At 41.1% G+C, this 24389-nt stretch carries 19 protein-coding genes and 1 tRNA gene; 16 read left to right on the top strand and 4 right to left on the bottom strand.

From position 1 onward, the window contains the following. The first annotated feature begins 96 nt into the window (after positions 1-96). Both IQ274_RS03665 and IQ274_RS03660 read left to right on the top strand, forming a co-directional pair. A complete protein-coding gene (locus IQ274_RS03665) occupies positions 97-1935 on the top strand; it encodes a glycosyltransferase family 39 protein (protein ID WP_228058018.1) in 1839 nt (612 codons plus the stop codon). A 255-nt stretch (positions 1936-2190) separates the two neighbouring features. Further along, a complete protein-coding gene (locus IQ274_RS03660) occupies positions 2191-4719 on the top strand; it encodes a mannose-1-phosphate guanyltransferase (protein ID WP_163936547.1) in 2529 nt (842 codons plus the stop codon). A 246-nt stretch (positions 4720-4965) separates the two neighbouring features. On the opposite strand, the gene IQ274_RS36275 is transcribed toward IQ274_RS03660, so the two are convergent. Next, entirely contained in the window at positions 4966-5142 is a 177-nt protein-coding gene (locus tag IQ274_RS36275; protein WP_228058017.1) for a hypothetical protein, read from the bottom strand. 462 nt (positions 5143-5604) lie between these two features. Between IQ274_RS36275 and fldA the strand changes: the two genes are divergently transcribed. Beyond that, positions 5605-6117: a flavodoxin FldA gene (fldA, locus tag IQ274_RS03650; RefSeq protein ID WP_193867384.1), complete on the top strand. Its 513-nt coding sequence runs from the start codon at positions 5605-5607 to the stop codon at positions 6115-6117. 65 nt (positions 6118-6182) lie between these two features. Further along, a complete protein-coding gene (locus tag IQ274_RS03645) occupies positions 6183-6935 on the top strand; it encodes an alpha/beta fold hydrolase (protein WP_193867383.1) in 753 nt (250 codons plus the stop codon). A 154-nt stretch (positions 6936-7089) separates the two neighbouring features. Here IQ274_RS03645 and IQ274_RS03640 read toward each other — a convergent pair whose 3' ends face one another. Continuing rightward, positions 7090-8007 (bottom strand): rhodanese-related sulfurtransferase, encoded by a 918-nt coding sequence (locus IQ274_RS03640; protein WP_163936538.1) that lies wholly within the window; start codon positions 8005-8007, stop codon positions 7090-7092. A gap of 73 nt (positions 8008-8080) precedes the next feature. Between IQ274_RS03640 and IQ274_RS03635 the strand changes: the two genes are divergently transcribed. The 5 genes from IQ274_RS03635 (at position 8081) to IQ274_RS03615 (ending at position 15768) form a co-directional block, all read left to right on the top strand. Further along, a tRNA-Ala gene (locus tag IQ274_RS03635) sits at positions 8081-8153 on the top strand. A 480-nt stretch (positions 8154-8633) separates the two neighbouring features. Beyond that, positions 8634-9080 (top strand): DUF2127 domain-containing protein, encoded by a 447-nt coding sequence (locus IQ274_RS03630; RefSeq protein ID WP_163936535.1) that lies wholly within the window; start codon positions 8634-8636, stop codon positions 9078-9080. A 301-nt stretch (positions 9081-9381) separates the two neighbouring features. Next, positions 9382-10788, top strand: coding sequence for a lysophospholipid acyltransferase family protein (locus IQ274_RS03625; RefSeq protein WP_193867382.1), 1407 nt, complete (start codon positions 9382-9384; stop codon positions 10786-10788). A 524-nt stretch (positions 10789-11312) separates the two neighbouring features. After that, positions 11313-13940: a PAS domain S-box protein gene (locus IQ274_RS03620; protein ID WP_194141569.1), complete on the top strand. Its 2628-nt coding sequence runs from the start codon at positions 11313-11315 to the stop codon at positions 13938-13940. Positions 13941-14004: 64 nt separating this feature from the next. After that, entirely contained in the window at positions 14005-15768 is a 1764-nt protein-coding gene (locus IQ274_RS03615) for an ATP-binding protein (RefSeq protein WP_194141568.1), read from the top strand. Between the two features lie 117 nt (positions 15769-15885). Here the strand turns inward: IQ274_RS03615 and IQ274_RS03610 are convergent, their stop codons facing one another. Beyond that, positions 15886-19410, bottom strand: a complete 3525-nt coding sequence (locus IQ274_RS03610; protein WP_193867381.1) for an eIF2A-related protein — start codon at positions 19408-19410, stop codon at positions 15886-15888. A 227-nt stretch (positions 19411-19637) separates the two neighbouring features. Between IQ274_RS03610 and IQ274_RS03605 the strand changes: the two genes are divergently transcribed. The 5 genes from IQ274_RS03605 (at position 19638) to IQ274_RS03585 (ending at position 22507) form a co-directional block, all read left to right on the top strand. Next, positions 19638-20510, top strand: a complete 873-nt coding sequence (locus tag IQ274_RS03605) for a hypothetical protein (RefSeq protein WP_193867380.1) — start codon at positions 19638-19640, stop codon at positions 20508-20510. A 25-nt stretch (positions 20511-20535) separates the two neighbouring features. After that, a complete protein-coding gene (locus tag IQ274_RS03600) occupies positions 20536-20916 on the top strand; it encodes a hypothetical protein (RefSeq protein ID WP_193867379.1) in 381 nt (126 codons plus the stop codon). Between the two features lie 133 nt (positions 20917-21049). Next, positions 21050-21454 carry a hypothetical protein gene (locus IQ274_RS03595; protein ID WP_193867378.1) on the top strand — a complete coding sequence of 135 codons (405 nt, stop codon included), beginning with the start codon at positions 21050-21052 and terminating at the stop codon, positions 21452-21454. Between the two features lie 75 nt (positions 21455-21529). Next, a complete protein-coding gene (locus tag IQ274_RS03590; protein ID WP_193867377.1) occupies positions 21530-21910 on the top strand; it encodes a DUF1304 domain-containing protein in 381 nt (126 codons plus the stop codon). A 93-nt stretch (positions 21911-22003) separates the two neighbouring features. Next, positions 22004-22507, top strand: a complete 504-nt coding sequence (locus IQ274_RS03585; protein WP_012412370.1) for a hypothetical protein — start codon at positions 22004-22006, stop codon at positions 22505-22507. A 28-nt stretch (positions 22508-22535) separates the two neighbouring features. Here the strand turns inward: IQ274_RS03585 and IQ274_RS03580 are convergent, their stop codons facing one another. After that, the gene (locus tag IQ274_RS03580; protein WP_163928690.1) at positions 22536-23105 is read right to left on the bottom strand and encodes a Uma2 family endonuclease; all 570 of its coding nucleotides are present in this window, start codon (positions 23103-23105) and stop codon (positions 22536-22538) included. A 119-nt stretch (positions 23106-23224) separates the two neighbouring features. Here IQ274_RS03580 and ureE point away from each other — a divergent pair, with 119 nt between their 5' ends. Then, positions 23225-23671, top strand: coding sequence for an urease accessory protein UreE (gene ureE / locus IQ274_RS03575; protein ID WP_163928691.1), 447 nt, complete (start codon positions 23225-23227; stop codon positions 23669-23671). Continuing rightward, positions 23646-24338 (top strand): urease accessory protein UreF, encoded by a 693-nt coding sequence (locus IQ274_RS03570; RefSeq protein WP_163928692.1) that lies wholly within the window; start codon positions 23646-23648, stop codon positions 24336-24338. Before ureE ends, IQ274_RS03570 begins: the two co-directional genes overlap by 26 nt. Positions 24339-24389: the final 51 nt, after the last annotated feature.

Here is a 24389-nt window from a genome sequence, read left to right as displayed (position 1 = left end):
CGAAGGATTTGAGATTTTGATTTTTGTTCTTGGATTTTAGAACGAACTTAAATCTCAAACGTCAAATCTACAAATCCATTTGTATAAGGCCCGGCAATGAGAGTTATTTTCAAAGGTGCATTTTATTTTTACAAAAAAATTATCTCGTTGCTACCTACATCTACTGACCCTTGTGTACAGATTGTAGATACTAATTCTGCCTCACAACACAAGCACTGGTATAATTATTGGCAAGCTCGCCTCCCACCTTCCTGGCTTCACCCTTTGCTGATTTTGATGTGGTTGCTCATCGGCATTAGCTTACGCCTAACCAACTTGACAACAAAGTCTCCTTGGACTGATGAGTTTTCCACCTTAGTGTTTAGCTTGGGTAACAATTTTTTATCAGTACCCCTAGATCAGGCGATCGCACCTGATATCTTATTACAACCACTGCAACCCAACCCAGCAGCTAGTATTGGTGATGTGGTTCATAATTTAGCTACACAAGATAGTCATCCACCTCTGTATTTTGTGCTGGCTTACCTATGGATGAAATTATTTCCTAGCGAAGGAGGATTAGTATCGCTATTTGCAGCACGATCGCTACCTGCGATATTCGGTGCTGTCTCAATACCGTGTTTTTACGTGTTAGGTAAAGTAGCATTTCGTTCGCGGCTAGTAGGACAATTAGCTGCTGCCACGATCGCAGTATCACCCTACCCCGTATTTTTAGCACAAGAAGCACGTCATTACACTTTGGCAATCTTATGGGTGATTGGTTCGCTCACCTGCTTAGTAATTGCCACACGTCATATTCAAAACCGCACACCTTTACCTATATGGGTAGCACTTTCGTGGGTAGCAATTAATGCTTTGGGTATTGCTACTCATTATTTTTTCACCTTCACCCTCTATACAGAAGCCGTAGTTTTGATTTCTCTTGCTTGGCTTCAATTGCAAACTAGCACCAAATTTTCTCTCCTCTTCTCTTCTCCCTGGCGGCGCATTTATGCCGTTGCGGTAGGTACTTTGGCGGCGGGTTTAATTTGGATACCAATCTTGTTAGAGAATAAAAACCGTGGGATCTTGACCGAGTGGATTCGAGGTTCGCGTGTTGGACTAGATTGGTTAAGCCCAATTTTTCAAGCTTTAGGAACATTGATTGCAATGATTTCCCTATTACCAGTTGAATCTTCACAGCTATTGGTGGTGATTCCTTCTGGAATAGTGATGCTGGCTTTCTTTATTTGGGCAGTACCAATTTTGCTGCGTGGGATCAAAATTCAACTACAGCATCCAGAAAACCGGATTATGATTCAGGTATTTATTGGAATTGCGGTTAGTGCGATCGCTTTATTTTTGATCTTTACGTACTTTTTGGGTATTGACCTGACCAGAGGCGCTAGATATAACTTTGTTTACTATCCTGCGATCGTTGTCTTGCTAGGCGCAAGTCTCGCAGTTTGTTGGCATCCCCCCAAGGAAATAAAAAGCATAGGTAAATGGGGAATAAACGGTAAAAAAGCCGTGATGTTAATTTGGCTAATGGGATTTTTTAGTGCAGTTACAGTAATTTGCAATCTCGGCTATCAAAAATATTATCGCCCTGACCTGTTTGTGCAACTCATCCAACAAATATCCCCAGTACCAGTACTGATTGCCACTACTCACAAAAGTTATATACACACTGGGGAAATGATGGGAGTAGCTAGGGAGTTGAAACTTGCCAATTCGCCTCAAAATTCTTTGTTTCTCCTTGCCCATCAATATCAAGAGCCGAATACTTCCACCATTGCTCTAGAAAATACCTTAAAGACGCTACCACGACCTTTTGACTTGTGGTCGGTAAACTTTCATGCCCCAGTAGCAGAAGCCGTCAAAACATGCGTCGCTGATACTAAATCTTTGCCAAGCGTAGACGGCTATGAATACGAACTTTATCATTGCCAATAAGAAGCAGGGGGCAGGGGAAGCAGGGGAGGCAGGGGGACAAGGAGGAATTATTGAACAAGTCTCTCTCTTGTCTCCCTTGTCTCTTCTTCATGCTCAATGCCCAATGCCCAATTCCCAATACCCAATCCCCAACGTAGATGCATCTTGTGGAAGTTCCTCAAAAATCGATATCCATAGGAGACTAGAGAAAGAAGAACAAAATATATGTGATACGTTTTCAAGCGCTGAAGGCTGTAACTACTTTAAGGAGGATTTATGCGTGCAGTACTGATGGCAGGGGGTTCGGGAACGCGGCTTCGCCCGTTAACTTGCGATCTGCCCAAACCGATGGTGCCAATCCTAAATCGACCAATTGCTGAACATATTATCAATCTTCTGAAGAGACATCAAATTACAGAAGTTATTGCGACATTGCATTATTTACCTGATGTCTTGCGAGACTATTTTCAAGATGGCAGCGATTTTGGTGTTCAGATGACTTATGCCGTCGAAGAAGATCAGCCTTTGGGTACAGCAGGCTGTGTGAAAAACATTGCCGAACTTCTGGATGAAACTTTTTTAGTCATTAGCGGTGATAGCATAACAGATTTTGACCTCACGGCTGCGATCGCATTTCACAAACAAAACAAGTCGAAAGCTACTTTGATTTTAACCAGGGTTCCTAACCCGATTGAGTTTGGGGTGGTGATTACGGATGAGGAAAGACGAATTCGGCGATTTTTAGAAAAACCCTCTAGTAGTGAAATTTTTTCCGATACCGTCAACACTGGCACTTACATTCTCGAACCAGAAGTTTTAGAATATCTGCCAGCAAACATTGAATGCGACTTTTCCAAAGACTTATTCCCCTTACTATTAGCAAAAGATGAGCCAATGTATGGTTACATCGCTCAAGGCTACTGGTGTGATGTTGGTCACTTAGATGCCTATCGGGAAGCTCAGTATGATGCATTAGATCGAAAGGTAAATCTCGATTTTGCCTACAAAGAAGTTTCCCATGAGTTATGGGTAGGTCAAAATACTTACATCGACCAAACGGCTGTGATTGAAACCCCGGCAGTGATTGGTGACAATTGCCGCATCGGTGCAAGAGTGCAGATTGAAGCTGGAACCGTAATTGGTGATAACGTTACTATTGGTGCTGATGCCAATCTCAAACGTCCGATAGTGTGGAATGGGGCATTTATAGGTGATGAAGCACATCTTTCTGCTTGTGTGATTTCCCGTGGCGCTCGTGTAGACCGCCGCGCCCATGTATTAGAAGCTGCTGTTGTGGGTTCGCTTTCCACGGTGGGAGAAGAAGCCCAAATTAGCCCCGGTGTGCGCGTATGGCCAAGTAAGAAGATTGAGTCAGGGGCAGTTTTAAACATTAACTTGATTTGGGGCAACACCGCTCAACGAAATTTATTTGGGCAACGTGGTGTGCAAGGATTAGCGAATATCGACATCACCCCAGAATTCGCCGTGAAATTGGGATCTGCTTACGGTTCTACCTTGAAACCTGGTTCTAAGGTAACGGTTTCCCGTGACCAGCGTAATGTCTCTCGGATGGTGACGCGATCGCTCATTGCTGGTTTAATGTCAGTAGGTATTGATATTCAAAACCTCGATGCTACAGCTATCCCCATCGCCCGCACGGTTATACCCACAATGTCGGTAGCTGGTGGTATCCATGTGCGAGTCCACCCCGATCGCCCGGACTACATTCTGATTGAATTCATGGATGCTAAGGGCATTAATATTTCCAAAGCCCTGGAAAAGAAAATCGAAGGTGCTTACTTTAAGGAAGATATGCGACGGGCGCTAATTCATGAAATTGGTGATGTATCTTACCCCAGCCAAGTCATGGATCGCTACTGTACTGCTTTTGAGAAACTTTTGCATGTTCACACACTCCGCAATAGTCGGGCAAAAGTGGTGATTGATTATGTTTATGCAGTATCAGGGGCAGTTTTACCCCAAATGTTGGATAAATTTGGTGCTGATGCAGTAGTACTGAACGCCAGTGTCAATAAATCGGCGATGTCAATCACCGATCGCGAAGGACTGCTAACTCAGTTAGGTCATGTAGTGGAAGCATTGAAAGCTAACTTTGGTGTGCAAGTCTCAGCTAATGGAGAACAGCTGATTTTAGTTGATGAATCTGGCTACCCAATTCGTGGGGAAACTTTAACAGCACTGATGGTAGACATGATTCTGACGGCTAACCCCAGAGGAACAGTAGTAGTCCCGGTTCATGCTTCTAGTGCTATTGAACAAGTCGCCCGTCGTCATGATGGCAGGGTAATTCGCACCAAAGCCAACCCTACAGCTTTAATGGAAGCTTGTCAAAAAAATCCGAATGTGGTTTTGGGAGGTAGTGGAGAGACTGGTTTTATTTTCCCGCAACTGCATCCGGGATTTGATTCTATGTTCTGTATTGCAAAGATCATTGAGATGTTGACTATACAGGAGCGATCGCTAGCTGCTGCGCGGTCAGAATTGCCCCGTGTAATTCATAAAACTTATACAGTCCGTTGTCCGTGGACAGCCAAGGGTGCTTTGATGCGTTACTTAGTGGAAACTCACCCAGCCCAAAACTTAGAACTCATTGATGGAGTGAAAATTTGTCAACCTTATGATGATAGTTGGTTGTTAGTTTTACCAGATGCCAGCGAACCACTGGTGCATCTGTATGCAAATAGCAATGATCGCGAATGGGTAGATGAGACTGTCAGAAATTACCGTACCCGTGTTCAGAGTTTTGTGGAAAGACAACAAGAATATCAACCAGCCGAAGTGTAATTCGTAATTCGTAATTCGTAATTGAATTCTTTAATTACGAATTACGTCAGTGAATTCGCAAGCATGATTATTACAATAAATAACGAATTTTGGCGAGATGGGTTCAAAATTATCATTGAGAACATTCTGGTAAATTTCTACCAGCGTAGTTGCAATCAAAATAAATTAAAGCTTCCCTAGTAGAGGTGAATGCTCTAGTTGTAGTGTATGAGTCACAGTTTTGGCTTGCCTCAGATGCCCAAACTTTCAAATAGTAATGGCTATTATCATCGCTAGATCGCTAGACCATAATTCATAACGATAATCACCTCCTGAACCCTGACTAGTTAAATAGTCAGCTAGCGCTTTATTTGATGCAGACAACAAGCTCAATACAGTTAAAACAGGAATTACAGCTATTTTTATTATTTGGATTAATTTCATAAATGCACACAAAATTTACTCTCTCTAGCTTCTTTTAGCAATGTAGCTTTTGAAATTAGTAATTCCCTTGAATATTGTGTGAGGATACCGTAAGGCATTTATCAAGAAGTTGGTTTGTAGCCTACTCCTCAATACAGTTTAGGTAAGACCAAAACACTTGTAGAGACGGCGATTTATCGCGTCTCGAAACCTCAAAATTTTTGCCAGTAGCCATTTGAACCGTATTGCCCCGCTCCTGATTGAGTTGGAATGAACCGCCGCCCGCTTTTCCGGTTTATTCCCTAAAATACTTTACAAAACTTAACCCATGCTAAATGATAAAAACTATCAATAAATCTGGTAGGATATCTCCAAGCTTATTGAGATAGATATTCATTAAGCTAAAATATATTTCAACAAGCAAGGACAATAAGTATCCTTGCGTAAATTATTGCGTTCCAAATTCATATACCAGGTGGCAATATGTCGAAAAAAATCGGTCTGTTTTATGGTACTCAAACTGGCAACACTGAATCTGATGCTGAAAAAATTCGGGATGAGTTTGGTGGTGATGTTGTAACATTACATCCTATTTACGAGGCGGATACTACCACTTTTGATGAGTATGAATTACTGATTATTGGCTCTCCAACTTGGGATATTGGTCAACTTCAGAGCGATTGGGAAAGCTTTTATTCCGATCTGGATGAAATAAATTTTAGCGGTAAGTTAGTTGCCTATTTTGGTGATGGAGATCAATATGGCTATGCTGATAACTTTCAAGATGCAATGGGAATTCTGGAAGAAAAAATTTCCCAGCGCGGCGGTAAAACTGTTGGCTACTGGTCAACAGAGGGTTATGAATTTGAGAATTCTAGAGCTTTGAAAAATGGCAAGTTTGTTGGTTTGGCACTTGATGAAGGTAGTCAATCCGATCTCACAGACGAGCGAATTAAAACTTGGGTTGCTCAGTTGAAAACAGAATTTGGTTTGTAGAAATTAGGAGCTTACAGCTAGCTGTAAGCTCCTACTATTGATAGTTTAGAAATTATAGGTAATTTATGTCTGATTCATTTGATGTTCTGTGGTTAAATGCAAGTCCTATTTTGAAGCGTTTTGATAAACCGTTACTTGATTACTTATCTGGGTATATGAGAATTGCCCAGTGGGAATACCAACAAACCAAAGATGAAGCGAGTTCCATAGATCAAGCTGTAAAGTTGCTGTATGATTTTTTAGAATGGCGCGCTCGCCCCGTGCATTTAGCGGGACATGGAATGAGTGGTGCGATCGCTTTAACCTTTGCTCGCCGATTTCCCCAAAAAGTGCGATCGCTAACTCTCCTGGCTGTAGCAGCTCAACCTGCAAACAATTGGCAAGCTCACTATTACTTTCAACGACAACTTTTTAGCATCAGCCGTGAGCTAGTTTTAGCAAGTACCGTTCGCAGTCTTTTTGGAAATCAACCACCTCATACCACTAAGAAGTTAGTAGCTGCCTTAGATAAAGATTTAGAACAATCTCCTTCACAACACTCTTTGTTTAAGTTGGTTTATTTACCCAAGGGTGGAGTTTCTATGCCAATGATGGTATGTGGTAGCAAGAGTGATCCGGTAGTCAACCCAACTGTATTACATGACTGGTTGAATTGGTTGAAGCCAGAAGATAAACTCTGGGAATGCCCACAAGGGTATCATTTTTTTCACTACTTCTATCCTCAACAGGTTGGCGAAGAGATTTTGAGTTTTTGGAAACGCCACCCTTCGCATTTGATAGAAGCATCTGCACTATCTTTTAGTACTTCTACAAATTAAGTTAAGACTAGAGATATTCTATGTGAGGCTGCGCTTGATTCACCTAGGGGCAATTCATCAATTGCCCTTACAGCCTGTAGTTTTGGATAACTCTTATCAGCGCATCTTGAAACAGAAATGGTATTAGATCCCCTCTACACAAACTTGAAATCCGTTAGCTTACATCCCGATTTTTGGAATTAGCAACTTGGGTTTGGTAGTGCCGCCATTTTTCCTGTTGACGCGATCTTTTCTCCTCGGTGAGGCTATCAAAACAGTAGGCACAGGAGATACCCTGCTCATATTTGGGAGATATTTTATCTTCTTCAGAAATTGGATACCCACAACAGAAGCACAACTCATAACTTCCTTCCTCCAACCCATGACTGACAGCTACCCGCTCGTCAAAGACAAAACATTCACCTTGCCATAAACTTTCTTGTGCCGGAACTTCTTCCAAATACTTGAGAATGCCGCCTTTGAGATGATAAACTTCTGCAAAACCTTGGGCAAGCATGAAAGATGAAGCCTTTTCACAGCGAATGCCACCTGTACAAAACAAGGCAACCTTTTTGTGTTTAGTTGGGTCAAGGTTCTGTACCACATAATCGGGAAATTCTCGGAATGAGCTAGTTTGGGGATTTTCTGCTCCTTGAAAAGTACCGATATTCACCTCATAATCATTGCGAGTGTCAATCACAGTTACTTCTGGATCGCAAATCAAATCATTCCATTCTTGGGGACTGACATAAGTGCCAACTTTCTCAGTTGGGTCAATTTCAGGCAACCCCAAAGTGACAATTTCTGACTTCAACCGCACCTTCATCCGCTCAAAAGGTGGAGTTTCAGTATGGGACTCTTTGTATTCTAGGTCTGCTAAACGGGGGTCACTACGCAGAAACCAGAGAACAGAATCAATCGCCTGACGCGAACCCGCTATTGTACCGTTAATGCCTTCTTGTGCCAACAAAATTGTCCCCTTGACACCTTGCGCTTGGCAGTAAGACAGCAGAGGATCTCGTTTCTCGGCAAAATCTGGCAGCTTGACAAATTTATACAATGCTGCAATAATCTGAATGTTTTCTGAATTCATCCCTATTAGTAAGAAAATAATATAAGTTACAATAGCAACGTCAAACGAATGTTGCCTGCTATTTTAATTTTATGGGGGTTTAGCTCAGTTGGTAGAGCGCCTGCTTTGCAAGCAGGATGTCAGCGGTTCGAGTCCGCTAACCTCCATTGGATATAATTTATCTCAAGTGCGATCGCTAGTAATACCCAAATAAAACACACCTAAATCAAAATCCCTTAATCTAGTACGGAATGGGGTTTGGCAATTATTAGGCTAAAAGTTAAGAGATAGGTAAGTTAGTATCACATCCAATCGTCTTATTTTCAAAGCTGTACTTAGTTAGAAAAATCTCTACATAATTAAGTCAACTATTACCTGACAAAACGTAGGTAATTTTGAGGTTCAAAATTTGCGGTTGAATTTGTTAGCAATGACAGCAGCCTTAACTAAATCTTCCGCAACAATATTTCTGTTTTGGAGTTGTAACCCACATCCCACACTTCAATCGGTAGTATTAACACTTGATTTACTGGTTGCAAAAAGTGGAAAAATGAGACAAGAAAGTGTTGCTACAATAAACTTCTTAGTTGGTATCATCCAGAGGCAGTAAATCAAAGTTTGGCTTATATATATTTTTAGGGGGTTGTTTGAAAAAGCGTCCATTGGGGTTAGTGGCAATTGTTGCCTACAAATCATTTGCTGCCTTGCTACTTATGGTTACTTCTATTGCTTTATTATTGACATTAAAAAATTATCAAACTCTAGAGGCTTTCTCAGAAAATTATGTTTTAGAAGGTAAATCGATAATTATTGATTGGATTTTAAAGAAAGTTATCAATTTAAATCCTAGAACTTTGGCATTTAGCGGCATTGGAGCAGGAGTTTATGCTATTGTTACTACTATTGAAGCTGTTGGTTTGTGGTACGAGAAGCGTTGGGCCCATGTCTTGGTATTGGGACTTGTCGGTATCAGTATCCCACCAGAAGTTTATGAATTAATTCGGGGAATATCTCTGATAAAAACATTCATCTTTTTGTTAAATCTAGCTGTATTTGGATATTTACTCCGAAATTTTCCTAAACATCCAAAGTAATTTTTTATTCGATACTTAGGATCTAAACCTCGTCTACCTTGAGAACCGTAGTTTTGTAGTTTTGTCGGTTGGGTGCAGGGATAGCGTAACCCAACATAAATAAGTGGTAATGTTGGGTTGCGTTTCACTCCACCCAACCTACATAAATATATCTTTTAAAAAACTCTAGGTTTCAACATAGATGAGGTTTATATATCTTTGAAGAGTTTCTTAGTGCTGAGTCTTGATTAAGAAGTAGTACTTATGAATCTTTTCACTCAGTACGTTGTACAATCGCTAAAAACACAATCTGGAGAGCGACTTGCCTAGATCGATTCAGTCTACTCAACCACCACTGAAATTTATTACTCAACGGTTTAACCCATTGGTACTCCAGATTGTTCGGTGGTTACTGCCGATCGCACTACGGTTTCGTACTCGCCCTTGGCTAACGGCTGGGATTGTCGATATTGAAGCCAAGAATGTTGAGGTATTAGCTGAACTTTATCAACAATTCCAGGCTGGGAAAATTCGCTTTTTGTTAGCATTTCGTCACCCAGAGGTGGAAGATCCTCTGTGTATGCTGTATTTGCTTTCCCGTATTGTGCCACGAGTTGCCCGTCAGGAAGGTATTTTACTGCAATCCCTTGTTCACAGTTATTTTCTCTATGACCGGGGTATGACGGTTTGGGCTGGAAATTGGCTAGGTTGGTTATTTTCACGGGTGGGAGGTGTACCGGTTCATCGGGGTAGACGATTAGATCGGCAAGCGATCCAAACTGCACGGGAGTTATTTGCTAATGGCGAACTACCGATCGCAGTAGCACCAGAAGGCGGTACTAATGGTCATAGTGGTATTGTTAGCCCACTGGAACCAGGCGTTGCTCAAATGGGGTTCTGGTGTGTAGAAGACTTACAAAAAGCCAATCGCACTGAAACTGTGATTATTGTGCCGATCGCTATCCAGTATCGCTACGTCGAGCCACCTTGGTCTAAACTGGATTGGCTGTTGAGTAAGTTGGAAGCTGATAGCGGCTTGGCAGTTAAGGAAATTGATCGGGGCACTCAAGAAGAGATTTACTATCAACGCCTCTGTAGGTTAGCTGAATATCTCATTACTGAGATGGAAGAATTTTATCGTCGCTTCTATCATCAAGACATCCCAAAAACCAGCTCAACTGATGAATCTGCTAGCCCAAATCAAGTATTAATTGCCCGACTTCATCGCTTGCTGGATAAGGCTTTAAAAGTTACTGAGCAATATTTTGGAGTTCAGGCACAGGGTAATTTTATTGACCGTTGTCGCCGCTTGGAAGAGGCTGGTTGGAATTACATTTACCGGGAAGATTTGCCAGATATCAATGCTTTACCACCCTTTAAACGCGGTTTGGCTGACTGGATTGCTGAAGAAGCAGACTTGCGGATGCGACACATGCGGATAGTGGAAAGTTTTGTTGCAGTCACAGCTACTTATATTCAAGAAAAACCGACAGCAGAACGGTTTGCAGAAACAGCGCTACTTGTATTCGATATGCTTTCTCGAATTCAAGATACAACACTTCCAGGGCGACCTCGCTTAGGTTTGCGCCAGGCACATATCACTGTGGGAGAGCCAATTTCAGTTACTGAACGCTTTCGCAATTCTCAGGGCGATCGCTATGCAGCTAGACAAGGTGTAAGCGATTTGACAAAAGATTTGCAAATTGCTTTAGAGAAGATGATTAGTTAGACATAAATTCAGCAGATTTCAATAATCATTTTTTAGAGGGAAATAGACCCGCGCGGTAGAGGCAATTAATGTGACGCAAAGCGGCTACTCTTACGAGAACGCTTTCAGCGTTAGCACAGCGGTAGCGACGAAGGAGCGTCACCCGCAGGGTATTTCCCCTACCTGATAATCAGAATTTTGGCTATTGTTTGCGTAAGTCCTAATAGAAAGACACCTTACGCAAAGAAACAATGATGCAACTTGATTGATGGTTAGCTTAGTATTTCAGAAGAGGATTGAAATTCCTCCTGAACATGAGCAACTCAATTAAGAAATTCAATCTAGGTCTTAAACGTTTACCTCAACTTCACTCAGCACGGGTTAAACGCCGCGCTATTCATGTACAGCAATTGTGAAGTGATTAGTTCTTGGATAACTGGTTCACCCGATTGGGTGAATGCGATCGCTGCATCCAGAACTACTCTGAAAGTAGAGGAACTTTTTCTGCTATTAGTGATAACGCCAACAGCCAAAAAAGTCTCATAATGGCTATGATTGCCTTGAATATTATGTCAATTGCTTATATATCAAAGGTTCAAAGAGTGGATGAAATTGTCAAATCACCAGATTTCCAGCCAGAGAAGATCGCTCTATTGGAAACAATTGCTGCCAATTTACCGGGGATGATTTTCCAAATTCTGCAACGGCAGGATGGCTCTGTGTTTATCCCTTATATTAGTTCTGGCTGTGAATATTTGTATGAATTAAAACCAGAAGCTGTACAGGCAGACTTTCAGGTGCTATACAAACTGATTCATCCACAGGATATAAAAGCTTTTACAGAATCTATTACTGTTTGTAGTACCACTTTTAAACCTTGGCATTGGGAAGGTCGCATCATTACGCCTAGTGGCAAACTGAAGTGGATTCAAGGTACTTCGCAACCCGAACTACAAGAAGCAGGCGATTTTTTGTGGAATGGCTTAGTCATGGATGTTACAGACCGAAAACAAGCCCAAGAAAAATTGCAAGAGAGCGAGGCTCGCTATAAAGCAATTTTGGATGCTATTCCCGACTTGATGTTTCGCATTAGCCGCGATGCTGAGTATCTAGATTTGAAAAGTGAGGGAGCAAATATCACTCTTTCGAGAGAAGAAATAGTTGGGAAACGCGTACAAGAGTTATTGCCTAGTGATGTTGCAGCAATTAGCCTAGAAGCGATCGCTAAAACTTTAGATTCTGGAACTTTGCAAACTTGCGAATATCAACTAGCAACGCCTTTGGGAGCTAGAGATTATGAGGCGCGGTTGGTAGTGAGTGGTGAAGATGAAGTACTAGCAATTGTCCGAGATATTACAGAACGCAAACAAGCAGAAGTAACCTTACAAAATCTTGCTCAAAAATTTGCTAAAGCTTTTAGTTGCAGTCCTGATTCCATTACCATTAGTACGCTGCAAGAAGGGCGGTTTATCGAAGTTAACGACAGTTTTGTCGAACTCTCAGGTTATGAGCGAGATGAGGTGATTGGTAAAACTTCTTTTGAATTAAATCTTTGGGTAGACGATCGCGATCGCCTAAATTTGTTAAATCAGTTGCAAAGCACAGGAGTTGTTCGCAACTTGGAATTTGAATTTCGGCAAAAGTCTGGCAAGATAATTACAACGGTGCTTTCAGCCGAAATCATTGATTTAGATAATATCCCTTCGATCCTAGCAGTCCATCACGACATTACAGAACGCAAGCAAGTAGAAGCGCAATTTCGCCTAGCAGCACAACGCGATCGCTTGTTGGCAGAAACTTTAGTGCGAATTCGGTCTTCCCTTAACTTAGAGGAAATTCTTCAAACCACCGTAACGGAAGTTAGGCAATTTCTGCAAGCAGATAGAGTTTTCATTGGTTTAAATAATGCCAAGTTAGGAGTCAGAACCCTTGCCGAATCAGTAGATCCCAAGTATCCATCAGTCTTAGGTTGGTCTACTAATGATGAAGCTTATTTACAAGAATTGAGAAACTTACTAAAAGATAATCTTGTGCGTGTTGTTGAAGACATTACACAAATAGCAGTATCTCCCAAAGTTAAAGCACACTATCAAAAATTCCAAACAAAGGCTAGCTTGGCAGTACCACTGATGCTAGGTAATGAATTATTTGGTGCGTTAATTGCCAATCAATGCTCAGGTTCGCGTCATTGGCAGCCAATAGAAGTTGATTTGCTACAACAGATGTCAGAACAAGTAGCGATCGCCATTCAGCAAAGCCAGATATACCAAAAACTCGCAGAACTTAACACTAATTTAGAACAACAAGTCGAAGAACGAACAGCACAGTTGCAGCAGAAAATGCAAGAATTTGAAAAACTGGATCGGATAAAAGATGTTGTTTTGCATACAGTTGCCCACGATTTACGAACTTCGGTGATGGGTAACTTAATGGTGTTAAAGAATTTGTTAAATCAGGGAGTGGGGAGTGCGGAGCAGGGAGCAGGGAAGCAGGGGGGCAGGGGAGCAGGGGAGCAGGGGAGCAGGGGAGAAGAATTAATAACCAATGCCCAATCCCCAATGCCCAATCCCCAATCCCCAATCCCAGTATCTCGCTCAATAATCGAGCGGATGATTCAAGGCAACGATCGCCAACTGGCGATGATTAACTCATTGCTAGAAATTAATTCCTGCGAACAACAGGGTATTGATATCAAACATGAACCTGTGCAACTTAGCACCGTGCTGGGAGGAACAGTCACCCACTTGGAACCTGTGTTGACACAAAATCAAGCGACTCTAAAGAACTTGGTTCCCGCAGATTTACCGTTAGTAATGGCAGATGGAACTCTGTTGCAGAAAGTTTTGGTAACTTTAATCACCCATAGCTTGCAAAATAATCCACCAGGATTAAATTTTATTCTTAGTGCCAGCATTGAGGGGGGAATGATTCGCACTCAGATTCAAGATGATGGTGTAGTAATGAGTAAACTAGAGTGCGATCGCCTTTTCGATCTCCATGTCCGCGATCCCCAAGATTGTTGTTCTACGAGCATTGGCTTAAAAATGTATCTTTGTCGGAAAGTTATTAAGGCACATGGCGGCAAAATTGGTGTTATTAGTAACCGCAAGCGCGGGTTAACTTTCTGGTTTACATTACCTCTCTTCACTTCATCCGCAACAAATCGCCCATAAATCACCAAAAAATGAGAGGGTGTTATTTATAGCAATGTTGAGTAAAGGAAACACCCTCGACGGTATGGGCAAAGTTGCTTGGATGCTAATAGCTACTCCATTTACAACAGTGCAAAGCTGGTGGAGAAAAACCTTTTCTGCACCAACAACAGATGAAACCACTACTCTTTACAGAGCTTGGCGTAACCGTTTTTTGTGGCAGAGATTGCGTTTATGGTTATGGCTGGCGCTGATTTGTTTGTTGTCTTTTACTTTGCGAGACATTTACGGCTTTTTGTTCTCTTTAAAAGAGTTGGAAAGTCTGCCAGAAATACTTAGAACTCAACGCCTTGTAATCAATATTGCAATGCTCCTGAGTATACTGATCTGCTTTGCCTTACATAAAACTAAATTAGGTCGTAATCGTCCAGATTTATTATTTTTGGGGTCTTCTTGGGCAATTAGTCTCGCATCACAGTTGTTTGCCACCCTGAGAGGCTTCGCACTACCCGATGCCATCGGTTGGTCACTGCTCTTCTTGAGCCAAGCTATATTAATGCCTGTCTGCTGGATTGTTCACTTGCTGTCTCAAGTGGGTGTGCTAGTTTACTATTTTAGTGTAAATACGGTGCTTGGGCTAAAAACACCAGTCCCTGAACACCCAGAAATATATAGTGTGACATTTCTTTTATACATTTTTTGGTTTTGTGCTATATGTGACATTGGTGTTTATCTATACGATCGCCTGCAACGCTCTGAATTTTACGCTCGTCAAGAACTGGAATTTGCATATCAAAAACTCAAGGTTGCAGAAACTAAATATCGCAGTATTTTTGAAAACGCTGTTGAAGGAATTTTTCAAAGCAGTCCCGATGGACGTTACATTACGGCAAATCCTGCTTTAGCACGCATTTATGGCTACTCCTTAGCGGAGGAGGTGACAGCAAATTCCACTGATATTCAACAATTGTACGTTGATCCAAACCGCCGCGCTGAATTTGTGCGGCTGATGGAAAAGTATGGCAGCATTTCCGAGTTTGAATCCCAAATTTATCGCCGAGATGGGAGTATTGTCTGGATTTCAGAAAAAGCCTACGCAGTGCGTGACGAACAGGGAAAACTGCTTTATTACGAAGGTTTGATTGAAGACATTACCCAGCGCAAACAAACTGAAGAAGAACTACGAGTATTTTTCCATGCAGTTTCTCACGACTTACGTAACCCAGTACTGGGTACTTTAATGGTGCTGAGAAACTTGCTTGCACGTCCAGAGGAAAATATCTCGATTTCCCGCTCAATATTAGAGCGGATGATTCAAAGTAGCGATCGCCAACTGAACTTAATTAATTCGTTGATGGAAGCTCATATCAGTGAGGTGCAAGGTGTGATTTTGCAACGTCAGCCTGTACAATTACTGACAGTTGTCGAAGCTGCGATCGCAGATTTGGAACCATTGCTAGAGCAAAATCAAGCCAAGTTGACCAATCTGGTATCCGCAGATTTGCCATTATTGAATGCAGATCCTACCCAACTATGGCGAGTTTTTTCTAATTTAATTGTCAATGCTCTCAAACACAATCCTCCTGGATTGCTATTGACAATTAACGCTACCCGTGAAGGTGAGATGATTTATTGTACTGTTAGTGATAACGGTGTAGGCATTAGTCAACAACAAAGCGATCGGCTTTTTGACCTTTACTTTCGGGGCGCAAATATCCGCAATTCTGTAAGTTTGGGATTAGGGTTATATTTATGTAAGCAAATCATCAATGCTCACGGCGGCGAAATAGGTGTAAACAGTGTATTAGATGCAGGGGCAACCTTCTGGTTTACTTTACCTATTAGCTGACTAGTGGTCTGTTAAACAAAGTTTGAAAGGAAAAGGAACGAACCACAGAGGCGCAGAGGTAACAGAGTAAGAGAGAAAAGAGATGTTTAAGAAGTGTTTCATATATTTGATAGATTATTAGGAAGCAGCGCCTAATGCTTGCAAAGTTGCCAATTGAGCTTCTGTTAAACCTTGAATTTCTTCCACCTTCATACCTTCATAAGGGCGAGGCGCTCTCCAAGTTTGCTCATATTTACCAGTTTGCAAATCCCAGACTTTGATGGTTTCGTCTAAGCTACCACTAAAAGCAGTCAATCTGGTAGAAGTTGCGTCTCCAATTGAGATAGAAGCTACTACTAAACTATAAACAAGCTCTGAGTGACCCACCAAAGTTTGATAACATTCTCCTGTAGAAATACGCCAAAGTTTCAGATTGCGATCGACACTACCGCTAACAATAAACTGAGCATCTGGACTAAACTGTGCCACCATAACGGGGTCTTGATGTCCTACAAAAGTTTGGAGGCATTTTCCTGTGGAAACCAACCACAGTTTCAAAGTTCGGTCGAAACTTGTACTTAATAACCACTGACCGTTAGGGCTAAAGGTAACTGACCACACACTGTTGGTGTGTCCTGTTAAAGTTTGGCGGCATTCTCCAGTGTCAATGTTCCACAGCTTAATTATCCCATCAAACTCACTACTTGCAAGCAGTTGACCATCTGGACTAAAGGCGACTGAAACAACTGGACTATTATGTCCTTTGAAGGTTTTCAGGCATTGTCCTGTGCTAATATCCCAAAGTTTCACGGTTTGGTCATAGCTGCTACTGGCTAATTGTCTGCCATCTGGACTAAAAACGACTGTCCAAACCCAACTAGTATGACCGTGTAAGGTTTGTAGACAAGTTCCTAACTTCCAGTCCCATAATTTGATACTGTAGTCTGCACTGCCACTGGCAAGTAAAAGATGCTGGTTAGCGGGTTGAAATGCCACTGACCACACGCGGTTAGTATGTTCCCGTAATGTTTGCACTAGAGTACCGTTTTTAATATCCCAGAGCTTAATTGTTTGGTCTTCGTGTCCACTTGCCAGATAGTTGCCGTCTGGACTTGGAGCCAGGGATAATACGCTATTGGTATGTCCTTTGAGTGTTTTCGTGCAGCGTCCTATTTGAAGATTCCATAGTTTAGTGGCGTGGTCATCACCACCACTGACCAATTGTTGCTCGTTGGGATGATAAGCAACTGACCAAAGGCGGCTGCTATGACCAAGAAAGGTTTTTAGGCAATTTCCGTTGACATCCCATAATTTGACTGTGCGGTCAAAACTGCTGCTAGCCAACTGCTGACCGTTGGGACTAAATGCGATCGCAGTTACTGTCTGTCGATGTCCGCGTAGGGTTTGCAGACATTTTTGGCTTTTAACATCCCAGAGTTTGATAGTGTTGTCATAGCTGCCACTGGCGAGTAACTTACCATCTGGACTAAATGTTATTGAGCGTAACCAGCGATCGTGTCCTTGCCAAACACAAAAGCAATTTCCGCTAGCAACATCCCACAAGCGAATTGTATAATCTTCGCTACAACTGGCAAGAATTTTACCATTAGGGTGAAAAGCGATCGCCCAGACTCGACCTTTATGACCAACTAAAGTCTGAACTTCTGGGTTAAGCTTTTCTGGTGTAACTTCCCACAAACGAATACTTAAATCTTGACCGCAACTTGCAACAATATTACCTTGAGGACTAAATGCAACGGCGTTAACTGAGTAAGTATGTCCTTGGTATGTGTGCAGACATTGCCCAGTTTCCACATCCCATAACTTTACTAGATAATCATCACTAGCGCTGGCCAGATACCGTCCATCTGGACTAAAAGTTACACTCCACGTCCAATGTTGATGTCCTCGACAACGCACTAGTTGTTTAACTGTGTTAACATCCCAAATTTGAATGTCGCCTTTGGTGTCACTAGTAGCTAAATACTGACCATCTGAACTAAAAGCAACACTGAGTACACCACCAAAGGTTTCAGCAAAGACAGTTTCTCTAATTTTGACATTAGTAAAATTAGTGTTATGTAATGTGGTGTTGGCTAAGTAAGCTTGGCGAATAGCCAAATGAGAAAAGTCAAAGCTACTCAGGTCGGTTTGCAAGTAAGAGAATAGATTCAGCAGATTGCCCCCTGCATAGCCTGTTTGCACTACTGTTTGGTGTCGCAATTGGGCTAAAATCTTGCAAAGCTGCTCCTCAAGTTGGGCTTGTGTGTCGAAGTGGCTGAAAAGTCGCTCGACTAATGGGTGCAGAATAAATTGAATTTGGGCTTCGCGCACGTAGTCTTGAGTTTGAGCTTCAATTAAGGCGTGGTTTTTGAATAAGTTGAGTTCGCCTCTAATAATCTCCCGCTCAATAGTCTGGATAAATTGTTCTGTAACATATTCCATAATTACGGGTTGTTGCGTTAACCCTGTCGTTACTGTTTCTATAAGTGAGCGTCCCTTGAGTGACTCCAAAGCTTCTAAGAGTTCTCGCCAAGGTAATTGCGGCAATATTTCTGTTTGTAACTTCGTTGGTGTTACTCCTTCTCGGTTAATCGCTAGCCAGTACATAATCTGCTGTTGCAGAAGCGATAAACGCTCGAATTGTTGCCTTAATAAGTCCCACAAATCGCTAAAAAGGGTATTACCTTGTGCCAAAAATGCTTGTGTGTCACCACAAAATATATCTTGAATAGCGGTGGCGGCAATTTTGAGGGCGAGTGGATTACCACCAAAGTAATTAACCAAGGTTTGATGCTGAGGTGTTGTATCTAGCCCTTTGTCCATCAGTATTTGCTGACCATCTATTGCTGATAGTCCTGATAGAAAGAGCGATCGCACAGGTAAATTTTTTCCTTCCCGCACCGCAATTCCACCTGGTTTTTCTCGTCCGGTAACTACCAAACAACTTTGGTGAAGTTCATCGCAGATTCGCTCAAATAGCTGTTGGTATCCTTCAAACCCTTGTTGGTACTGTCCACCCCGGTTTCCACTTTCTAAAACTGACTCGACATTATCAAAAACCAACAAGCAACGCTTCTGCCGCAACTGTTGCATCAAAATACTAATTGAACTATTGATTGTTGCCTCTGAACCCATTAAAATCGGCAAAATCTCGCCCAATAAAGTATTTAGTGGCAGTGCTTGCCGTAAACTACGCCAAATCACATATTCAAACTGAGATTGAATTTGCTCTGCAAGTTTGACTGAGAGAGTAGTTTTGCCAATTCCACCGAGTCCGAAAATCCCGACGAAACGACAACGCTCATTCCCAATCCATGTTGCTAAAGTTTGCAATTCTGCTTGACGACCGTAAAATCGAGAAACATCTATGGCTTCTCCCCAATCTTGTGTAGTGCTTTGGGATTGCTGATAGCGATGCAGAACCGCTTGGATATTTTTTTTAGAGACATCTTCACCAGTGACTTGGGAGAGCGATCGCCACAATTGCGAACCTACCTGTTTAATATAGTCGTTTTGATAACCTAGTTTCTCAGCAATAACCTCATAGGTTTGTCCTTTCCAAGTTTCCAGAAAGACCACAGATTTAACATCATTGAGCCTTTTCCCAAATGTAGAGTGTAAAAGAGCATTGACTATTTTGAGTGCCTCTTCTGCCGTCATCGCTCAACAAGATCCACGTATCGTTTAAGTATTATTTAACTTGTCTGTTGTTCCTGGGAAGATTATGGCAAAGTTTACAATTCTTTATACTAACTAGTCAACTTTTCTCACCGACAGGGCGATCGGGTTTCAGGTTTGATGAAGTTAAGACAAAGCACAACTTGCTAGCATCTATTTCGAGTTCTCTCTTATCAAACAGTTATGATTTATAGGAATTATCAATAATTATGAAGAAAACGCTTCATAAAACTGTATTTTTGTTTGTAATGATTGCTACGTTAACAACAGGATGTCGCTCAACTGATGAGTACAAAAAATTTGCAAATGCAGGAAGTGGGTATGTAAATGCTGTTGACAAACTACTTGATGCGGCAGGTGACATCCGCATTGATACTACTTCCGAGCAATTATTACGCAACGACCGAATTCTCAATCTCACAGTTGACGACTATAAAAAGCTCGCCGACCGTGATGATGAACGTCTAGAAGTTATCAGAAAATTACGCAAGCATAATAAATTATTAGGCAATTATTTTCAACTGCTGAACGAACTTGCTAGTTCTGATGCCCCCACACGCGCCCAAGGAGAAATTGCCGGAGTTGTAGATAATCTTAATACTATTGGGAAGGAACTCCAAAGAAGTGATTTGATTACCAATGCGGGACTTTTTCAAGGTATAGGTAACGTTGTAGTTTCATCACAAATTCGTGGTGCATTGCGTGACGAGCTAGAAAAACGCCATCGGACAATTTTGCTTGAACTGACAATTCAAAAAGAGATGTTAAAAGTTTTAGGTGATTCAATTTCCCAAGATGTCAAACTTATTCGGATAGCAAGAGAAGAACGTTTTGTTATCCGTCCATTGATTCAGGACACAACAATTTCCGAAGAAGATATATGGATTGAAACACGGCGGAATTTAGTAAAAATGGAAAAACGAGGACAAGAGCTTCAATTTGCTAGTCAAACATTGGGAAACTATCAAGAAGTTTTTCAAGCGTTTTATGAAGGAAAATTAACTTTAGCAAGAGTTAATAACTTTTTACAAGAAGTTGATGATTTCCTGCAAATCGTTGAAGCAGACAAAAAACAAAGTTAACTATTCATATAATAGGAGAGATATCATGACATACAGCCATACAATTCTTACAAGCGACCAACTACCAGCAATGGATAGAGTTCGTGCACAATTTTTAGACCGACTCCGTGAATGCGAACTTGAACTCAATTCATCAAAGATACAAAATATATTTGAAGCCGAAACAGACATTGCTAAAAAACGGAAATTTATTGACGATCGCACAGATTTATCTGTATTGCGTCTAAAACTAGAAAGTGTAGTCTTAGAAAAAGTTGCTGCCAGGCTCAAGTGTTTTGAAGATGACCTTAATGAAGGAATAAATGACTTAAAAGAATCAATAAAATCTGTTAACAAGACTGTAGATATTTTAACTACAATCAAAAATGTTACTGGCGTAATTGCAAGAATCCTTGTAATCCTTTAATTATTTTTACCCCATATTTTATCGAGATAGCATGGGGTAAATCTTGTCTTTGTAATTCATAAAACTCTATTCTCAATAGAGTCCCAAATCATCGAATTAACCTAAGTATTTTCATACATAGGATAAGGCTGAAGTGCAAGATTTTCAAGACCAAAGACAAAATTTGCAGAATCAGATTGAGAAACTAACTCACGATACTAGCAGACTCAGGCGAATCAATGGAAGTTGGGATGCAAGTTTAACAATTACCACTATCATTCTCACTTTAATGATTACTATTTTGGCTTCTTTAAATCAAGTAGATGAGCAAAATAAAAAAGTCACTACAAGTATTTTAGGAGCAGTAATCGTAACTATTCAAGCCATTGGAAATGCTTTTCCAGTCAAACAAAAAGCTGGAAGCTATCGCCTACTACAAGCCCAAGCTAGTAACTTGCTCATAGATGTTCAATATGTAGAAAATATGGAAGAATTAAAAAATCTCTCATCTCAGTTTCGTCAACTAAGTATTGAATCTGCAAAAGTTGAAATTCAATAATTGTAGTTTCAAGATAATGAGATTTCATTTACTAGTATAGTGAGTTAAACATTAAATTATAGGAGGACAGTAATTGTGGAAATATTTGTCAAGGTACTCATAGGCATTATTGCATTCATACATATTCTTTTTCTAATTGTGCAGATGTTTTTCTGGAAGACAAAACTTGTTCAAGAAAAAATAGTGGGAGATTTCACACCTGAGCAAATTTCTGAAATTCTTGCTAAAAATCAAGGGTTATATAATGGATTTCTTGCTGCTGGCTTAATCTGGGGATTATTTATCTTACAAAAGGTTCCACAAGTTGAGCCTTTATCGATTGTAATTTTCTTTTTAATTTGTGTAGCGATCGCAGGTATTTTTGGTAGCATTACTTTGAAACGCCCAACAGCATTTTTAATTCAATCAATACCTGCAATATTGGCTTTATTGTTGCTGTGGTATACTCATTTTTAAAATTTTATTACTAATATGGCTATTTTGTGTATGGTATGAGTTTAAATAATTATTTTAACTTCCTCAATCAAGAAAATAGATAGAAACTTCAAAATGGAACCATCATCCTCACTAAATGAAGCAATATTGCAACTTCTTGCTCGTGAAAACGACACATCTCCAACTGCTGGCGCATTCTCATCGGTTTCAGGTGTCTTGGGTGGCTTCAGCATAACGCTTGTAGTACTAGCATTAACTCCTGGTACAATTGCAAGTAATAGTGGCAAAGACTGGATTGTTGCTTTAGTTCTTTTATCAGCAGGACTTTACATCTACTCATCCGGTATTTTCGCTAACTCGATTAGTTATAAAGATGAGAAGGTCAAACAGAAAGTTTTTAAATCTGCACTTGTGTTATTTCACTTATCCAATCTGCTTTTATCAGTAGGATTATTGCTTCTGACCTTTCAGTTTCCTCTTTTATATGCAGCAAGAATCGCTGCTATGATTATTGTATTTTTTGCATTTGTCGTTGCAGCTATCAACTTTTTCTGTAAACTTTCAGGTTCAATATCATCAATTTTGGAATCAATATTGGCATCTGTATCTAGCGGTTAGATTTCCATAAATATTATGGAATCTGCGATTATTCAGGAAAAAATAAACCGATAGAACAACAAAATCCCGGTAACAGTGGCGATGTGATTTCATCATCGCCTAACAAAGTAGCAACTAAAACCAACTGTGCTTTTTCTCGACGATAAACTTCAACTTGTTTCGTGAAGCGATCGACAATCCAATACTCACGCACGCCTTGCACTGAATAAAGTTTCAGTTTTGCTTCCTTGTCTCGAAGCTCGTTTTGTTTACCAGGGGATAAAACCTCTACAACTAACTCTGGTGCGCCTGTCAAATGTCCCGCTTCATCTTCAATTTGCACCAGTCGTTCTCGACTTACCCAAACTACATCCGGTATAACGCTATCTGCTTGTGAAAAAATCACTCCTGGAGCCACAATTGTTTCTCCTAAACCACTCGAATCTGACCAAACATCGAGTTGTCGAGCAATTTTTACACAAACTTGTTGATGACGGCGGTGAGGAGTGCGAGTCACAAAGAGTTCTCCATTAATAATTTCATAGCGCGTCCACTCATTTTCGGGTAGAACCTCTAAATCGTGAATTGTCCAGCGTACTCCCTCAATGGCTTGGTTCATGATTGTCCCCGTTTGGCTTGCTGCCTTCTTTGCTTAATTTTATCTTTCCTTTGGACAAGGCAGTTATGGTATTTAAATTAGGACCATAATGAAAAGCAAAAGTTCAGGCGAAACTCTGTATGCTGATGTTTACCCAACTCAAACCACCTAATGGCGATACTGCGGTTACTTTTACTCTGGCGCTGACAGCAGAAGAACGCACCCGCAGCCGTCATCGCTTTGAAACGGGAGATGGTAAGGTTGTGTTTTTACATTTACCCAGAGGAACTGTCTTACACGATGGCGATATTCTGCAAGAAGAAACCCATAGTAGTTTAATCAGAATTACTGCTAAACCAGAATTAGTGCTGACTGCCTTTGCCCAAACATCACTATTATTATTACGCGCAGCATATCATCTAGGAAATCGCCATGTACCTGTAGAAATTACTCCAACTTATTTACGCTTGTCCTCAGATTCGGTTTTACGCGCGATGTTGGAACAACTGGGGTTAGAAGTTCAAGAAGAAATTTTACCGTTTCAGCCAGAATTAGGAGCTTATGGACGACACCATCATGCTCACTGATAGCCATCTTTTGAGTATTTTACAGTTGGCTAGCCCCGCTTTGCCTGTGGGAGCATATAGCTATTCTGAAGGTTTGGAAATGCTGGTGGAAAATGGTACGATCGCTAACCAGACAAATCTCAAAGATTGGTTAAAAGCAGAGTTGCTCTACGGGGCAATTCGTCTAGAGGCGGCGGTGATGGTACGATCGCAGCAAGCTGCAAAAGTAGGTGATGTAGAGTCGCTATGCCGTTGGAATCTCTGGTTATCCGCAGCTAGAGAAACAGAAGAATTACGCGCCTCTAGTTGGCAGATGGGGCGATCGCTGATCCAATTACTTGGTAAACTAGAACCGCAGATTATACCTATTGCCAATGCTGTGGGTAATCCTTGCAATTATGCGATCGCTTTTGGTATTGCCGTTGCCCATTGGCAAATTAGCATCCAAGCTGCATTACTCGGATATCTGCATAGTTGGGCAAGTAATTTGATTACTGCTGGCGTGAAACTCATTCCCCTTGGCCAAACAGCAGGACAACAGTTATTACTAGATTTGCAACCATTATTTAGCACTGCGACATTAGAAATTCTCGCGTTGGAAGATGATGAACTCGCTTGTTGTAGTTGGGGTTTGTCGCTGGCGAGTATGCAGCATGAGACGCAGTATACAAGGTTGTTTAGGAGTTAGTCAAAATAATTCGTAATTCGTAATTCGTAATTCGTAATTATTACAAAGGAC

It is taken from the genome of Nostoc sp. LEGE 12447 (genome assembly GCF_015206985.1).
Lineage (GTDB): Bacteria > Cyanobacteriota > Cyanobacteriia > Cyanobacteriales > Nostocaceae > Nostoc.
The sequence above is the reverse complement of the archived record's forward strand: the minus strand, read 5'-3'. Positions and strand labels throughout refer to the sequence as shown.